Below are 15,221 nucleotides of genomic sequence, written 5' to 3'. Positions count from 1 at the left end.
AGGATGGCTGACATGCGACTTCTCATTCTGGGGGGAACGGTCTTCCTCGGGTCTGCCATCGCGGCCGAGGCGGTTCGCCGGGGACACGACGTGACCTGCGCGGCCCGGGGTAGCACGAACGGGGCACCGGCCCCGCTGATCAAGGTCGACCGCGACGATCCGGACGGTCTGGCGCCCCTCGCGGACGTCGAGTTCGAGGCGGTCGTGGACGTGGCCAAAATCTCGTTCCCGCACGTCCAGCGGGCGGTGCGAACGATCAAGGCGAAGCATTGGACGTTCGTCTCATCGATCAGCGCGTACTCGGAGTACCGCACCGGTGGCGTGGCGGACCCGCTCGAGGAGGCCGTGTACGAGCAGGCCGCCCCTGGCTCGTACGAGAACTACGGCGGCATCAAGGTGGCCAGCGAGAACGCGGTCCGCGAGGTGTACGGCGAGGACGCGTTCATCGTCCGGGCGGGGCTGATCACCGGGCGTGGCGACGTGTCCGACCGGTTCGGCTACTGGCCGGCCCGGCTCGCGGGCACCGGCCGGGCGGTCATCCCAGATTCCCCCGATCAGGCGACCCACCACCTGGATGTCGACGACCTGGCGTCGTGGATCGTGACCGGCGCGGAACAGCGGATCGGCGGCACGTTCAACGCGGCCGGCCTGCCGATCCCGTTCGGCGCGCTGCTCAAGGAGATCCACGCGGTGGCCGGCGGCGACGTGGAGATGGTGCCCGTCGCCGAGGAGAAGCTGCTCGCACTCGGCGTGAACGCCTGGGCCGGGCCGAAGTCGTTGCCGCTGTGGATCCCGGAGGACCACCTGCTCAAGCGCGACTGGGACGTCCAGCCGGCCATCGAGGCCGGGCTGCGGTTCAGGTCCGTGGCGCAGGCGGCCGCGAGCGCGCTGATGTACGAGCGCGAGCTCGGCCTGGACCGGCCCCGCAAGGCCGGCTTGACTCCGTCAGAAGAGAACGAGGTGCTTTCGCGGATCTGAACCCTGGGGCAGGATCGGTCGGTGGGCCGATTGGAGGCGTCGTGACCGAGACGTTCGACTACATCGTGGTAGGCGCGGGCAGTGCCGGATGCGTGCTCGCCAACCGGTTGACCGAGGATCCCGGCGTCAGCGTGCTGCTGCTCGAGGCGGGCGGGGAGGACACCGCCGACGAGATCCACATCCCGGCGGCGTTCTCCAGCCTGTTCAAGACCAAATGGGACTGGAACTACGAGACCGTCCCGCAGAAGCACATGGATGACCGCACGTCGTACTGGCCGCGGATGAAGGCGCTCGGCGGGTGCTCGTCGATGAACGCCATGATCTACATCCGCGGCAACGCGGCGGACTACGACGGCTGGAACGCGCCCGGCTGGGACTGGGAGTCCGTTCTGCCCTATTTCAAACGGGCCGAGCACAACACACGGCTCAGCGGTCCCCTGCATGGCACCGACGGACCGCTGTTCGTCGAGGACCGCCGTTATACGCACCCGCTGTCCCGCGCGTGGGTCGACGCGGCTGTGGCGTGGGGTATGAAGCCGACGGACGACTTCAACGGCGCTGAGCAGGAGGGCGCCGGGCAGTACCAGGTGACCTGTCACAACGGCCGTCGTTGGTCCACAGCCGACGCGTACCTACGGCCTGCCATGACTCGCCCCAACCTGACAGTGCGCACTAACGCGTTGGCTACCAAGATCGTCACGTCGTCGGGCCGCGCGACCGGCGTCACCTACCTGCACAACGGCTCCCTGGTGACGTCCACTGTGAACGCCGAGGTCGTGCTGTCCGGTGGTGCCGTCAACTCACCGCAGCTGCTGATGCTGTCCGGCATCGGTCCCGCGGCGCACCTGCGGGAGCTCGGCATCGACGTGGTCGTCGGCCTGGACGAGGTCGGGGAGAACCTGCACGACCACCCGGCCGCCGGAATCCTGTGGAGCACCAAGAAGACCACCGACATCGTCGACTACGCCAACCCGCGCAGGCTGGTGCAGTGGCAGGTCACCGGCCGCGGCCCGATGGCGTCGAACATCGGCGAGTCGGGCGCGTTCATCCGCACCCAGGAAGACCTCGCGGCGCCGGACATCCAGTTCATCGTCGCGCCGACCTTGTTCTACGACAACGGAATGCACGAGCCGACCGTTCGCGGTTTCACCTCGGCGGCGACCATGGTCTCGCCCGCGAGCCGCGGCCGGTTGCGGCTGCGGTCGGCCAACCCGGAGTGGCGGCCGGCGATCGACCCGGCCTACTACAGCGAAACGTCCGATATGGACGCCATGGTCGCGGGCCTGCGGGTACTGCGGGAGATCGGTCAGCGCCCGGCCCTGGCCCGCTACCTGGACAAGCCGTTCCTGCCCGAGCGCCTGGACCTGACCGACGCCGAACTCGCCCAGCACATCCGCGAGCAGACCCAGACGCTGTACCACCCGGTCGGCACGTGCGCGATCGGCACGGTCGTGGACGCGGAGCTGAAGGTGAACGGCATCGAAGGCCTCCGGGTCGCGGACGCCTCGGTCATGCCCGCCGTCCCCCGCGGCAACACCAACGCCCCCACCATCATGGTCGGCGAAAAAGCCGCGGATCTGGTGAAGAACGCATAGCGAAAAGGCCCCGCTCGGCTGAGCGGGGCCCTTTTCCGTGGTTACTTGCGTTTGCCGTGCAGCAGGGTGATCAGCTTGGCCACGGCGGCGTCCGTCTTCTCGGTGCGCGCGAACGTGGTCAGCGCGAGCGGCGGGCGGAAGCGTTGGCGCGCAATGGCCTTGGCCCGGGTGAACTCCTTGAGGCCGTCCGGGCCGTGGATCCGGCCGAAGCCCGAGTCGCCGACGCCGCCGAACGGCAGTGAGGGGATCGCGGCGAAGCTGATCACCGAGTTCACCGCGGTCATGCCGGACCGCAGCCTGCGGGCCAGTTCCATCGCCCGGCGCTTGGCGAACACGGTCGCGCCGAGGCCGTAGCGCGAGTCGTTGGCCTTCGCGACCGCTTCGTCCATGTCCTTGACCTTGGCGATGGTCAGGGTCGGGCCGAAGGTCTCGTCCTGCACGGCGATCGAGTCCTCGGGCACGTCCACCAGCACCGTGGGCTGGACGAACTTGTCGCCGACCGCGTCCTCGCCGCCGACCAGTGCCTTCCCGCCGCGCGATAGGGCGTCCTTGATGTGGTTGCGGATGATCTCGATCTGCTTGGGCATGGTGATCGGGCCGATCTGGGCGCCCGCGTCGGAGCCCGCGCGGACCGTCTTGGCCTTCGCCACGGTCTTGGCCACGAACTCGTCGTAGACCTTCTCGTGCACGTAAACCCGTTCCACGCCAACGCATGTCTGGCCCGCGTTGGACATGCCACCCCACACCGCGGCGTCCGCGGCGGCGTCGATGTCCGCGTCGGCGTCGACGAGCAGGGCGTCCTTGCCGCCCGCCTCGATCAGCACCGGGGTCAGCGTCTCCGCGCAGGCGGCCATGATCTTGCGGGCGGTCCCGGCCGAACCGGTGAACGCGAGCTTGTCCACACCGGACCGGCAGAGCGCCGCGCCGGTCGCGCCGAACCCGGTGAGCAGCTGGAACACCGGCTGCTCGGGGACGACCTCGGCGAACGAGTCGACCAGCCAGCGGCCGACGCCGGGGGTGTACTCGCTGGGCTTGAACACGACCGCGTTGCCCGCGGCCAGCGCGTAGACGATCGAGCCCATCGGGGTGAAGACCGGGTAGTTCCACGGCCCGATCACGCCGATCACGCCCAGCGCCTGGTACTCCACGGTGGCCGACTGGTTGGCCATCAGCAGGCCGGCCGAGCGGCGCTTGGGGCCGAGCACCTTGCGGGCGTTCTTGGCCACCCACGCGGTGTGGTCGATGGCCAGGATCAGCTCGATCATCGCGTCCGAGTGCGGCTTGCCGGTCTCCTGGTGCACGACCTCGGCCAGCTGTGCGGCCCGGCGGGTGAGCACGCCCTTCCAGCGGGTCAGCCGCTCGGCGCGGCCGTCGAAGCCGAGCGAGTTCCACCACTTCGACGCCGCACGGGCTCGCGCCACCGCGGCCGCGACGTCTTCCTCGGTGTGCACCGGGTAACTGCCGACCACCTCGTCGGTCGCCGGGTTCAACGAGTCGAAGGTCTCCGTCGCGGACTGCGCGGACTGCACCGTCGTCATGTGCGCCTCCTGGTTGCCTGACCGTGAGGCTACTCGACAGTAACCGGCTTGGCGACGGGCACCAGAGCGCTGCCGAGCAACGCCAGGCAGGCGGCGATGATCGGGGCGAACGCGAGCGGGAAGGCGGACACCGAGAGTGAGCCCAGCGCGAACCCGGACGCCTGTGCGGTGAACACAAGGCCGAAGCCTTCCGCACGTCGTTCCTCAGGCAGTGTCCGTTGCAACTGGAGGGACATGGTCGCGTTTAACGGGCCCGTGCAGATACCTACAGTCACTAGGCCAGCTACCAGCACCGGCCAGTTGTCGCCGAGCCCGACCAGGACGGCGCCGACCCCCATCCCACCCAGGAACAGCGACGGCGGCAGCTCAGGACGTCGCCAGCCGTACACGGCCGCGCCCGCGATGCTGGCGCCCGTCAACACCGCCACGACGATCACCGCGGTGACCGGTCCGCCGCCCAGACGTTGCCCGAGGGGCAACGACGCCACCTCGATGGTGCTGAGCAGGTGGCCGAACGCGAACGCGCAGGCCAGCCATTTCGCGATGGACCCGAGCGGCGGACGCGGACCGTGCTTCCGCGTAGCTGTTGCCTGGGGGACAAGCAATGCCCCGATCAGGTAGGACCCGGCCATCCCCAGAATGCCGCCGACCGGTCCGAGCACCGCGACCAGCAACGGCCCGGTGACCACGACGACCTCGATGACCATGGCGTCGATCGAGACCGCCCGTTCGATGTTGTCGCCGACGGTGTTCGCCAGCAGCGCCCGGATCGCCCCGGACATCCCGCCACCGAGCATCCCCGCGAGCGCCGTGCACACCACCATGACCACGGGAATGGTGATCAACAGCCCGCACAGCACGGCGGCGCAGGCGACCAGAAGCACCCGCAGCCCGCGCGCGACCCCGACCCGGTCGAGCAACCGCCCGACCGGCCCGGCCGCGACCACCTCGGACGCCACGAACACGGCCATCATCAGCCCGCCAAGCCGGTACGACCCCGTCACCTGCGTCGCGAGCACGGCGAACGCCAACGGCGCCATCATCGACGGCAGCCGCACGAACTGAGCCGCCACCAGCCACTGCCAGAAACCCCGGTTCATACCGCCGACCGTGCAGCTCGGCGTACCCAGTGCGACACTGATTCGGCTATACCCGAATCCAACAGGCCGTGAGGTGGCTGTGATCGAGGTTGTGCCTGGTGAGGTGGGCGCGAACCACATCCGGCTGGGGATCTCGCCGCTGGAGGAGGTCCTGCATGCCGTGCGGATTCTCAACCGGCCGGGGCGCTCGCCGGTGCATGCCCGGTGGGCAACGGCTCAGCGCCATCGACTGGACGCGCCCGAACTGGTCGAGCTGATCACCGGGGACGTCTACTTCCCCGACTTCCTCAGCCCACCGACCGCCACGACGGTCGAGGCCCAGCTCGCGGCGGTGCGGGCCACGCCGCTCGATCAGGTCGCCCTGGAGATCGGGATGTCGGTCGCCGGCCGGGATATGCCTTCGCTCGATCCGGCGGTGGCGCGCGATGTGCTCGCCACGCAGATGCGCGCCTGCTGGGACACGTTCATCGCGCCGTTGTGGCCGCGGATCCGGGCGATTCTGGACGCCGACCACGACTACCGGCGGCGACAGTTCGGATCTGGCGGGCTCGCGGCCGTGCTGACCGGGATCCATCCGGGCGTCGCCGTCGACGGGCCGCGCATTCTCGTGCCCACCCGGTTCAGCTCGACCCTGCGGCTCGACTCGCGGGGTTTGCAGCTGGTGCCAAGCGTTTTCGCGACCGGGCTGGGCATGATGACGGTCCCGCCGTGGCAACCGTCCCTTGTGTACCCGGCTCGCGGGACGGCGACGTTGTGGGACGACGTGCCGTCGGCGACGGCCGACGCCTTGGCGGGCGTGATCGGGCGGACGAAGGCGTTGTTGTTGCGCTCCTTGGGTTCGCCCGCGAGTACGACGGCGCTGGCCGCGCGGTTCGGGGTGGCACCGAGCACCGTTTCCGAGCATCTGACCGCGTTGTCCGCCGCGGGGCTTTTGCACGGGCACCGGGTGGGCCGCAGCGTGCAGTACCGGCGCAGCCCGCTCGGCGATGAACTCGTGTCGGCGACGGCGTAGTGTCGGCGGCAGGACCGACCCGAAGGGACCGACGATGCAGTTCGTCCACTATGGACACTCATGCGTGCTGGCCGAGACCGGCGACACCCGGCTGCTGTTCGACCCGGGCACGTTCTCCCAGGGGTTCGAGGACGCGCGGGAGCTGACCGCGATCCTGGTCACCCACCAGCACCCCGACCACCTCGACCCGGACCGGCTGCCCGCGCTGGTCGCGGCCAACCCCGGCGTCGAGCTGATCACCGACCCGGCGTCGGCGGAAACCGTTGCCGCCCTTGGCCTCACCGCTCGCGTGGCGCTGCCGGGCGAGACCCTCACCGTCGGTTCGACCCAGGTCAACGCCGTCAACGGCAACCACGCCATCATCCACCCGGAAGTCCCCGTGCCGCCGAACGTCGGCTACGTCCTGGACGACGGCGCCTTCTACCACCCGGGCGACTCGTTCTTCCGGCCCGATCAGACCATCGACGTGCTGGGCATCCCCGCCGCCGCGCCCTGGCAGAAGCTGAGCGAGGCCGTCGACTACCTCCGGATGGTGAAGCCCCGCATCGCCATCCCGATCCACATGGCCGTCACCACCGTGCCGCAGCTGTTCACCGGCCGCCTCACCGACCTCGGCCCGAAAGAGACCACGGTCCGCGTCCTCGAGCACGGCGAACCCACCAACATCGGTTGAGCTGGGCCGATGCGGGAGGCATGATCCTGCAATGGCCTATGACGAACACCTCGCCGACCGGATCCGCGAACTGGTGGCCGGCGAGAAAGGGCTCGCCGAGCAGCGGATGTTCGGCGGGCTGGCGTTCCTGATCAACGGGAACATGTCGGTGGCGGCCAGCGGCCAGGGCGGGTTGCTGGTTCGGGTCGCCCCCGAGGACGGCGATGCCCTGATCGACGACAAGAACGTCTTCCCCATGGTCATGCGCGGCCGTGAGATGACCGGCTGGCTCCGCGTCGACCCCGCCGCCCTGCGCACCGCCACCCAGCTGAAGAAGTGGGTCGCCCGCGGCGTGGGTTTTGCCCGTTCCCTGCCCGCCAAGAAGAAGTAGCTACTGCGCGGGCGGGACGGGGGCGCCGGAGCGGGTGACCAGCCATTGCTGGAGTTCGAGGAGGTTGCCTTCGGGGTCGCGGAGGTAGGCGACCTTGATGCGGTCGTCCAGGACCACGGGCGATGTGGTGGGGACGGACAGCGTGGCGAGGTAGGCGTCGAGATCGTCGACCCGCAGGGAGATCAGGGCGTTGTCGCCGCCGTGGGGCTGGAGGTCGGGGATGACGGCCGAGAGCTCGGTGCGGGAGTGCAGCGAGAGGGCGCTGCCGAGGTCGGGCTTGAAGGCGACATACGGGCCGGTCTCGGTCTCGAACTGGGGTTTCAGGCCGATGACGTCCTTGTAGAACAGGTACATCGCGCGGAAGTCGTCGGTGATCAGGCGCACCTGGCTGAGGTCCATGGGCCCCGACCCTAACCGATGGGGGCACCCAATCGTTGGGTAACCCCACGATATGTGATCGGCTCGGCGCCGTGGTGGGTGGCGATGTCGATGGCGTCGAGGATGGCGCGGCGCGGGCCGGGGCGGGAGAGGTCGGCTGCGTCGACGGACAACCGGACCAGGCCGCCGCGGCGGGCGGCCCGGGCGACGCTCAGCACCAGCGCGAAACAGGACCAGGTCTCCACCCGCTCGCCGTGGGAAAGCCCGTGTGACCGTCCCTTGTGGACTAAACCGTTCCGCAGGTCGTGCACCCGCGTCGACTCGGCGCACAGCACGAACCCCTTGTCGCGCAAGGCGGTCAGCGTGCCGGGCGAGGCGGTGGGGTGCGCGAAGCCGTCGACACCCTCGAAACCCATCCGTTCCAGCCATCGGTTGGCCGCGGTCAGCCGCAGGCCCGCCTCGTGCGCGGGCAGGGTGCCGAACTCGGCCTTGCGCCGGGCGGTGTGGTCGAATCCGTGCAGCAGCAGCGCGTCACCTCGAGCGCGCCGCTGCCGCACCCAATCCACAACCACTGGGTGCTGCTCCGACCCCGCGACTCGCGGCGTGAACAACAGCGAGAGCGAGACCCCCCGAAGGTCCAGCTCTCCAGCCAGTTCTACGCAGCGGTGCAGAGTCCGGATCCCGATCCCGGACAGCGAAACCACCAGACGCGCGGACACCACACCATGACAAATCAGCCGAATGGCGCATGCCTGTCCAACGGGTAACGAACCAGCGCCATTTGGCCGAACTCACGAAAAGGTCAGAGCCAGTCGGCGAATGACCGGCCGGAGACCCGTTCGTAGGCCTCGATATACCGCGCCCGGGTGCGTTCCACCACGTCAACAGGCAGAGCGGGCGGCTCGGCACCCGAGGAACGGTCCCAGCCCGACACCGGGGAAGTGAGCCAGTCGCGGACCAGCTGCTTGTCGAAAGCGGGCTGAACGACACCCTCGGAATATCCATCTACCGCCCAGTAACGGGACGAATCAGGCGTCAGCACCTCGTCGGCGAGAACGATTTCCCCGTCGGCGTCCAGCCCGAACTCGAACTTGGTGTCCGCGAGGATCATGCCCCGCGACAAAGCGTGCTCCGCGGCCCGCGTGTAAACGGAAATCGTGGCGTCCCGCAGTTGAGCGGCCACCTCCGCGCCGACCAGCGAGACCACCGTGTCGAAGTCGATCGCCTCGTCGTGCTGGCCCACCTCGGCCTTGGTCGACGGCGTGAAGATCGGCTCCGGCAACTGGGACGCCTCGACCAGCCCCGGCGGCAGGACGACACCCGACACCGACCCGGTCTTCCGGTAGTCGATCAAGCCCGACCCGGTCAGGTAACCGCGAGCCACGCACTCGACCGGCAGCATCTCCAGCCGCCGCACCACCAACGCGCGGCCGCGCACCGACTCGGGAATCCGCGGGTCGTCCCACGACACCAGGTGGTTGCGCCCGCCGAGCAGCTCGAACCAGAACACGCTCATCGCGGTGAGCACGCGCCCCTTGTCCGGGATGGTCGTCGGCAGCACGTAGTCGTACGCGGAGATGCGGTCGGAGGCGACCAGCAGCAGGTGGTCGTCGTCCACGGCGTACAGCTCGCGCACCTTCCCGGCGGCTACCTGCGGATACTCAGTGAGGGTCGGCACGGGACGAGCTTAATTGCGTGGCTTCGGCCGGGCGCGCGGGGTAGCTTGCCCGGTATGCACCACTATTGACTCAGCACCGCCCCCAAGACACCACTGAGGTTCCTGTGGTGGATCGCGCGAGGCGCGAAGCGGCCACTGTTGCTGGCCATGTTGTTCGGTTCCTTGTGGATGGTTCCGCTCGCCCTGGTGCCGTTGGCCATTGGTGAGGCCATCGACCAGGGCATTGCCGCTCGGAACACGCCCGCGTTGCTGCTGTGGATCGTTGCGCTGCTCGCGCTCGGCGTGGTGCTCTCATCGAGTACGTACATGCTGACGCGCTGCGGCGACCAGGCGTGGTTCACCAGCGCGCGAATTCTGCAGAACACCGTGATCAGGCACGCGACCGGCCTGGGCGCGGCGTTACCCCAGAAGATCAAGACCGGTGAGATCGTCGCGGTCGGCGCGTCCGACCTGCACAGCATCGCCGGGGTGATGGAGGTCGCCGGCCGGCTCACCGGGTCGGTCGTGGCGTTCGCCGTCGTGGCGATCACGTTGATCGGCACCTCGCCCACGCTCGGACTCGTTGTCCTGGTGGGCATTCCGCTGGCGACGCTCGGTTTCATGCCGCTGCTCAAGCCGTTGCAGAAACGCACCGAGGCCCACCGCGAGGAGGTCGGCACGGCCACCGCCGTTGCCGCGGACATCGTGTCGGGCCTGCGGATTCTGCGCGGGATCGGCGGCGAACGGCAGTTCACCGCGCGGTTCGCCGAGGTGAGCCAGCGGGTTCGGCAGGCCGGTGTGGCCGCGGGCAAGATGGACTCGTGGATCGCCGGTGTGGCGCTTTTCCTGCCCGGGCTGGTCATCGCGCTGGTGACCTGGCTGGGTGCGCGGCTGGCACTTGCCGGGGACATCTCGGTCGGTGAACTCGTTGCCTTCTTCGGGGTTTCGGCGTTCCTGAACGTGCCGGTCGGGGTCGTCGGTGAGGCGGTGCACCGGTTCAACGAGGCCCGCGTCGCCGCTGCACGTGCCTGCGCGATCGTCAGCCTGACGCCCACGCTCACGTCCCCGGCCGACCCTCGGCCGCTCCCGGCCGGGTCGTTCGGCCTGCGCGAGGGCGAAATCGACTGTGCCGCAGGCGAGTTGACCGTCATCACGGGTGCGGACCCGGAGCTGGCGGACCGGCTCGGCCGGTACGTCGACGCCGATGTCAGCGCCGGTGGGGTTGCCTTGAAGGACGCGGACCTCGACGAGGTGCGTGCCCGGATCCTGGTGGCGCACAACCAGGATCTGCTGTTCTCCGGGCGGCTGGCCGACGAGATCGACATGGGCCGGTCGGTGGATCTGCGCACCGCGTTATGGGTCGCCGACGCCATGGATGTGGTCGACGGCCTGGAGAACGGCGTCGACGAGCACCTCGCCGAACGCGGCCGGACCTTGTCCGGGGGACAACGTCAGCGGATGGTGCTGGCCCGTGCGCTCAGCTTCGACGCGGACGTCCTCGTGCTGGACGAGCCGACCTCGGCGGTGGACGCGCACACCGAGGCCCGGATCGTCGAGCGGGTGGCCGAGCTGCGGCGCGGCCGTACCACCATCGTGCTCAGCCAAAGTCCACTGTGGAAACACGTGGCGGACAAGGTGTACACCCCATGAGTACAACACTTCCGTTGGCCGGGCGGCGGGACGTCCGGGCCTGGCTGTGGCGGGTGACCACGGCCAACCGCGGCGCGTTCCTCGGGATGATGTCGCTGTTCGGGATCGCGACCATCGTCGGCCTGGTGGGTCCGCAGCTGCTGGGTGACCTGGTGGACGCAGTGGTCGCGGGCACGACGACCTGGCGGATCGACGTGACCGTGCTGGTGTTCGTGGCCGTGCTCGCCCTGCACGCGGTGTTGCAGGGCTGGGCACGGATGCGGGCCGCGGTGTTCGGCGAGCGGCTGCTCGCGGAGGCCCGCGAAGGCATGGTCCGGCACGTGGTTCAGCTGCCGCTGTCGACCGTGGAGTCCGCCGGCACCGGCGACTTGCTGAGCCGCGCAACGTCCGATGTGGACAAACTGGACGAGGGCCTGCGCCAGGCCGCGCCGGAGATCACCATCGCGTCCGTGACGGTCGCGCTGACCGCGGTCGCGATGGTGGTCACCTCCCCGATCGTGGCGCTGGGCATGCTGGTCGCGGTCCCGGTCATGGTCGGCGCGGCGCGCTGGTACCGGCCGAAGGTGCTGCCCAAGTACCAAGAGGCGCTGGCGTTGTGGGCGGACGTGCACACCAACACGCACGAGACGGCCGAAGGCGGCCGGACCTTGGAAGCCCTGCGGTTGCGGCAGAAGCGGGTCGGCGCCAACGACCGGCTGCTGGACAAGGCGATCGACGTCGAGAACTACTGCAGCAAGCTGTGGTCGACGTTCCTGGCCGCCTTGGACGTCGCCTACCTGCTGCCGATCGCGGCGATTCTGTTGATCGGTGGCCTCGCATATACCAACGGCCTGGCCGGGTTGGGCGAGATCACCGCGGTCGTGCTGTACGCCCGCGCGATGGCCGAGCCGTTGGGTGAGGTGCTCGGCTGGCTGGACGAGTTGCAGGTCGGCAACGCGGCCCTGCGGCGGATCCTTGGTGTGCAACGCATCCGGCCCGACGACGGGGACGCCGACGTTCGGCCGGTGGGCACGCACATCAAGGTCCGCAGCGCGAAGTTCGCCTACACCAGGGGCCGGGAGATCCTGCACGGGATCGATCTGGACATTGTGGAGGGTGAGCGGCTGATGATCGTCGGCCCGTCCGGCGCGGGCAAGTCCACCCTGGGCCGCCTGCTGGCCGGGGTGAACGCCCCCGGCGAGGGCGAGGTGACGATCGGCGGCGTCGAGGTCAGCAGCCTGCCGCTGGAGCGCAGGCGCCGCGAAGTCGTTCTGGTGACCCAGGAACAGCACGTGTTCGCCGGAACCCTGCGGGAGAACCTGACGTTGCCGCGTCCGGCGACCGATGACGAGTTGTGGAACGCGTTGCGGACGGTGAACGCCGAGGACTGGGCCAAGAACCTGCCGCAGCAGCTGGACACCCTGGTCGGGTCGGGCGGCGAGGCGGTGGCTCCGGCAATGGTTCAGCAGATCGCGCTGGCACGGCTGGTTCTCGCCGACCCACACACGTTGGTTCTGGACGAGGCCACGTCCCTGCTGGACTCGTCGGCCTCCCGGGACTTGGAGCAGTCGTTGTCCGCGGTCCTGGAAGGACGGACCGTGATCGCCATCGCACACCGCCTGGCCTCGGCGAAGGACGCGGACCGGATCGCGGTCATGGACGGCGGCCGGATCGTCGAGCTCGGCACGCACGACGAACTGATGACAAGAAAGGGGTCATACGCAAACCTAGTGGAGACATTGTCGGCCTAGTCCGGTGGGGCTTGCGGCGAGTACACACCGCAACACGGTATGAATGCGCATGGCGTATGACTGGATAACGTTGACCACCGACTACGGGCTGGCCGACGGCTTTGTGGCGGCATGTCGCGGGGTGATCGCCCGCATCGCGCCACAGCCCCAGGTCATCGACATCTCCCATGCCGTGCCCCCACAGGACGTCCGGCGTGGTGCGTCCGTGCTGGCCCAGGTCGTGCCGTTCATGCCGCCCGCCGTCCACGTCGCCGTCGTCGACCCGGGCGTCGGCTCGACCCGGCGGGGTGTCGTCATCGCCGCCAAGGACGGCGTCCTGGTCGGCCCGGACAACGGCCTCCTGCTCCCGGCGGCCGAGGCGCTGGGCGGCATCGAGGCCGCCTACGACCTCATCGCCGAGGAGTACCGCCTGCCCAGCGTGTCGCACACCTTCCACGGCCGTGACATCTTCGCGCCGGCCGGTGCCCACCTGGCGCTGGGCGTGGCCCCCGCCGACTTCGGCCCGGAGCTGGACACCGACGAGCTGATCCAGTTGCCGGACCCCAAGGTCACGATCGCCAACCAGAAGCTGACCTCCGAGGTCCTGTCGGTGGACCACTTCGGCAACGTCCAGCTCGCCGCGACCGTCCGCGACATCATCGCGACCGGCCTGTTGCTCCCGGGTGCGTCCGTGCGCGTGCGGGTCGGCATGCACCAGGTCGATGCCACCATCGGCCGGACCTTCGACGACGTGGAACCCGGTGAGGCGCTGGTGTTCGTCGACTCCTCCGGCCACGTGGCCATAGCGGTCAACCGAGGCTTCGCGTCATCGCTGCTGATGGTCAGCCAGCGCAACGCAATCGCCGAGATCGAGCGCTAGCTAGGTCCGCTGCCGCGTCAACGTTCTCGCGGCGACCACCACAACCGCCGCGAGGACAACGGTTTCCAACGCGATCACAAGCAACGACCCCACCGAAGCCAGCGGCGCATCCCCGGCATACAGCTGGATCATCGCGTTCACCGGCGGTGCGTGCCGGATAAGCAGCTGTCCCAACGAAATCCCCACTCCGAGCAACACGGTCCACGCGATCTTCGGCACCACCGGCCGGCTGATCAACGCCCCAAAAGCCACCCCCGCCACCGCGCACATCAGGTAGTCAAGAACCCCAACCCCCAGCAGCACAGGAGTTTGCTGCGGAATCGTACTGATCGTCACATACCCAAAAGCCACCGCACTCACGACCAACGACACCAGGAAAGAGGTCAGCAACTTCGCGGGCCACACCCGGTTGAACCCACCCACCACCGCCATCGTGATCGCCGCCTGCGCCGGTTCCTCGTTGTGGAACACCACAATCGTGAACCACATCGCCACCGGCACCATCACCGCCGCCGAGATCGCATACGTCGGCAACACCGGCCCACTCGTCGGCGTACTCACCAACGCCGCCGCCACGAACACCAACGCGGGCGCGATCCACCGTTGCCCCTGAACCACATCCGCCACCAGATACCGAATCACAACTCACCCTCCACCACGGAGAACTCGGGGCCGACGAACGTGGAACACGGCATCGCCGAACGTGGGACACACCCCCGACAAAAGGGGGACACGGCACGGAGGAGAGGGGGACACGCCGTCAGTCATGGCTTGGCCTCCACCAATGACCAGCCCTCAGGCAAGGCCCGCAACAGCAACTTGTCCGGCTCGTCGGTGTGCAGCATGACCTGGCCCGGTTCCTCGATCAGCACGTCGGCCAGGCCCGCGAAGTCCTTTATGGACAAGCCGGACTTGGTGGCACGCAAGGTAACCCGCATACCCCGCCCAACCTCCGCGGCAATCCGCCCCGCGGAGAGCCGAAACAACCGCCCGCCCGCAGGAACCGCACTCTGATGCGCGCTCATCAAGATCGCGGCCCCATCCTGCTCCGCCTCCAGCATCAACCGCGTCAACTCGGCGGTCGCCGTCGCATCCAGCCCCGTCGCAGGCTCATCCACCACCAGCAGCTCCGGCGGCACCAGGAAAGCCTGCATCACCGCGACCTTCTGCCCATTCCCTTTGGACAGCGACGAGATCGGCACATCCGCCCCAGGCACCAATTCCAGCCGCGAAGCCAGCGAATCAATCCGCGAAGCCACCTCGCCCGGCGACATCCCCCGCATCCGCCCGATATGCGACAGGTACTGCCGAGCGGTCATCCGCATCGCCGTCGGCGCTCGCTCCGGGACGTACCCCACGACCCGAGGCCGCCCGACAACCCGCCCGGAGGTCGGCAGGGACGCGCCCGCCACTATTCGCAGCAGGGTTGATTTCCCGACACCGTTACCGGCCACGAGCACCGTGATCACTCCGGGTTCGACGGTCAGGTCGACCCCGTCGAGAACCCACGGGCCGCCACGCGAATACCGCTTCCGCACCGACTCAACGACGAGCACAGAACCCATAGTGCCCGACCCGACCATTGATTCGCCGCCAAAGGGTAGAACCGTCTCGTCCGGATAGGTGTTTTCGTCCCGATTTGTATTGCGTTGTGTGTCCACCGGGCGTCACGCTCCGAGAC

The 15,221-nt window shown here is 68.7% G+C and carries 15 protein-coding genes; 8 read left to right on the top strand and 7 right to left on the bottom strand.

Going from position 1 to position 15,221, the window contains the following annotated elements; translation table 11 throughout:
- Positions 1–12 precede the first annotated feature (12 nt).
- Together AB0J95_RS05920 and AB0J95_RS05915 are read left to right on the top strand one after the other, a co-directional pair.
- Positions 13–978: an NAD-dependent epimerase/dehydratase family protein gene (locus tag AB0J95_RS05920; protein WP_364752861.1), complete on the top strand. Its 966-nt coding sequence runs from the start codon at positions 13–15 to the stop codon at positions 976–978.
- A gap of 41 nt (positions 979–1,019) precedes the next feature.
- Complete coding sequence (locus AB0J95_RS05915; RefSeq protein WP_364752859.1) at positions 1,020–2,573, top strand: GMC family oxidoreductase N-terminal domain-containing protein; 1,554 nt, start codon at positions 1,020–1,022, stop codon at positions 2,571–2,573.
- Between the two features lie 41 nt (positions 2,574–2,614).
- On the opposite strand, the gene AB0J95_RS05910 is transcribed toward AB0J95_RS05915, so the two are convergent.
- Together AB0J95_RS05910 and AB0J95_RS05905 are read right to left on the bottom strand one after the other, a co-directional pair.
- On the bottom strand, positions 2,615–4,111 hold the full coding sequence (locus AB0J95_RS05910) for an aldehyde dehydrogenase family protein (protein WP_364752856.1): 1,497 nt from the start codon (positions 4,109–4,111) through the stop codon (positions 2,615–2,617).
- 29 nt (positions 4,112–4,140) lie between these two features.
- On the bottom strand, positions 4,141–5,211 hold the full coding sequence (locus AB0J95_RS05905; RefSeq protein WP_364752855.1) for an MFS transporter: 1,071 nt from the start codon (positions 5,209–5,211) through the stop codon (positions 4,141–4,143).
- A 79-nt stretch (positions 5,212–5,290) separates the two neighbouring features.
- Between AB0J95_RS05905 and AB0J95_RS05900 the strand changes: the two genes are divergently transcribed.
- Genes AB0J95_RS05900 through AB0J95_RS05890 form a run of 3 tightly spaced genes read left to right on the top strand, consistent with a single transcriptional unit; the run spans position 5,291 to position 7,266 of the window.
- A complete protein-coding gene (locus AB0J95_RS05900; protein ID WP_364752852.1) occupies positions 5,291–6,223 on the top strand; it encodes a DUF5937 family protein in 933 nt (310 codons plus the stop codon).
- A 34-nt stretch (positions 6,224–6,257) separates the two neighbouring features.
- Positions 6,258–6,896 carry an MBL fold metallo-hydrolase gene (locus tag AB0J95_RS05895; protein ID WP_364752850.1) on the top strand — a complete coding sequence of 213 codons (639 nt, stop codon included), beginning with the start codon at positions 6,258–6,260 and terminating at the stop codon, positions 6,894–6,896.
- 31 nt (positions 6,897–6,927) lie between these two features.
- On the top strand, positions 6,928–7,266 hold the full coding sequence (locus tag AB0J95_RS05890; protein ID WP_364752848.1) for a TfoX/Sxy family protein: 339 nt from the start codon (positions 6,928–6,930) through the stop codon (positions 7,264–7,266).
- Here the strand turns inward: AB0J95_RS05890 and AB0J95_RS05885 are convergent, their stop codons facing one another.
- The 3 genes from AB0J95_RS05885 to AB0J95_RS05875 all read right to left on the bottom strand — a co-directional run bounded on the left by AB0J95_RS05885 (position 7,267) and on the right by AB0J95_RS05875 (position 9,322).
- Positions 7,267–7,665 (bottom strand): VOC family protein, encoded by a 399-nt coding sequence (locus AB0J95_RS05885; RefSeq protein ID WP_364752845.1) that lies wholly within the window; start codon positions 7,663–7,665, stop codon positions 7,267–7,269. It abuts the gene before it with no gap.
- An 11-nt stretch (positions 7,666–7,676) separates the two neighbouring features.
- Complete coding sequence (locus AB0J95_RS05880) at positions 7,677–8,363, bottom strand: DUF2334 domain-containing protein (RefSeq protein WP_364752843.1); 687 nt, start codon at positions 8,361–8,363, stop codon at positions 7,677–7,679.
- 83 nt (positions 8,364–8,446) lie between these two features.
- A complete protein-coding gene (locus AB0J95_RS05875) occupies positions 8,447–9,322 on the bottom strand; it encodes a phosphoribosylaminoimidazolesuccinocarboxamide synthase (protein ID WP_364752840.1) in 876 nt (291 codons plus the stop codon).
- A gap of 147 nt (positions 9,323–9,469) precedes the next feature.
- Here AB0J95_RS05875 and AB0J95_RS05870 point away from each other — a divergent pair, with 147 nt between their 5' ends.
- Genes AB0J95_RS05870 through AB0J95_RS05860 form a run of 3 tightly spaced genes read left to right on the top strand, consistent with a single transcriptional unit; the run spans position 9,470 to position 13,540 of the window.
- On the top strand, positions 9,470–10,951 hold the full coding sequence (locus AB0J95_RS05870) for an ABC transporter ATP-binding protein (RefSeq protein WP_364752837.1): 1,482 nt from the start codon (positions 9,470–9,472) through the stop codon (positions 10,949–10,951).
- Positions 10,948–12,681 (top strand): ABC transporter ATP-binding protein, encoded by a 1,734-nt coding sequence (locus tag AB0J95_RS05865; protein WP_364752835.1) that lies wholly within the window; start codon positions 10,948–10,950, stop codon positions 12,679–12,681. Before AB0J95_RS05870 ends, AB0J95_RS05865 begins: the two co-directional genes overlap by 4 nt.
- 43 nt (positions 12,682–12,724) lie before the next feature.
- Positions 12,725–13,540, top strand: coding sequence for an SAM-dependent chlorinase/fluorinase (locus tag AB0J95_RS05860; RefSeq protein WP_364752832.1), 816 nt, complete (start codon positions 12,725–12,727; stop codon positions 13,538–13,540).
- Here AB0J95_RS05860 and AB0J95_RS05855 read toward each other — a convergent pair whose 3' ends face one another.
- Together AB0J95_RS05855 and AB0J95_RS05850 are read right to left on the bottom strand one after the other, a co-directional pair.
- Entirely contained in the window at positions 13,541–14,182 is a 642-nt protein-coding gene (locus AB0J95_RS05855; protein WP_364752830.1) for a hypothetical protein, read from the bottom strand.
- Positions 14,183–14,304: 122 nt separating this feature from the next.
- Entirely contained in the window at positions 14,305–15,201 is an 897-nt protein-coding gene (locus tag AB0J95_RS05850) for an ABC transporter ATP-binding protein (RefSeq protein WP_364752827.1), read from the bottom strand.
- Positions 15,202–15,221 lie beyond the last annotated feature (20 nt).

This window comes from Actinocrispum sp. NPDC049592 (assembly GCF_040675465.1).
In the GTDB taxonomy this organism is placed as follows: Bacteria; Actinomycetota; Actinomycetes; order Mycobacteriales; family Pseudonocardiaceae; genus Kibdelosporangium.
This window is presented reverse-complemented; position numbering and strand designations above follow the sequence as displayed.

Bases quoted from the DNA above. Each gene is read 5' to 3' on its own strand.
- AB0J95_RS05920 (WP_364752861.1), top strand. From the start codon at position 13: ATGCGACTTCTCATTCTGGGGGGAACGGTCTTCCTCGGGTCTGCCATC.
- AB0J95_RS05910 (WP_364752856.1), bottom strand. From the start codon at position 4,111: ATGACGACGGTGCAGTCCGCGCAGTCCGCGACGGAGACCTTCGACTCG.
- AB0J95_RS05905 (WP_364752855.1), bottom strand. From the start codon at position 5,211: ATGAACCGGGGTTTCTGGCAGTGGCTGGTGGCGGCTCAGTTCGTGCGG.
- AB0J95_RS05895 (WP_364752850.1), top strand. From the start codon at position 6,258: ATGCAGTTCGTCCACTATGGACACTCATGCGTGCTGGCCGAGACCGGC.
- AB0J95_RS05890 (WP_364752848.1), top strand. From the start codon at position 6,928: ATGGCCTATGACGAACACCTCGCCGACCGGATCCGCGAACTGGTGGCC.
- AB0J95_RS05885 (WP_364752845.1), bottom strand. From the start codon at position 7,665: ATGGACCTCAGCCAGGTGCGCCTGATCACCGACGACTTCCGCGCGATG.
- AB0J95_RS05870 (WP_364752837.1), top strand. From the start codon at position 9,470: ATGTTGTTCGGTTCCTTGTGGATGGTTCCGCTCGCCCTGGTGCCGTTG.
- AB0J95_RS05865 (WP_364752835.1), top strand. From the start codon at position 10,948: ATGAGTACAACACTTCCGTTGGCCGGGCGGCGGGACGTCCGGGCCTGG.
- AB0J95_RS05860 (WP_364752832.1), top strand. From the start codon at position 12,725: ATGCGCATGGCGTATGACTGGATAACGTTGACCACCGACTACGGGCTG.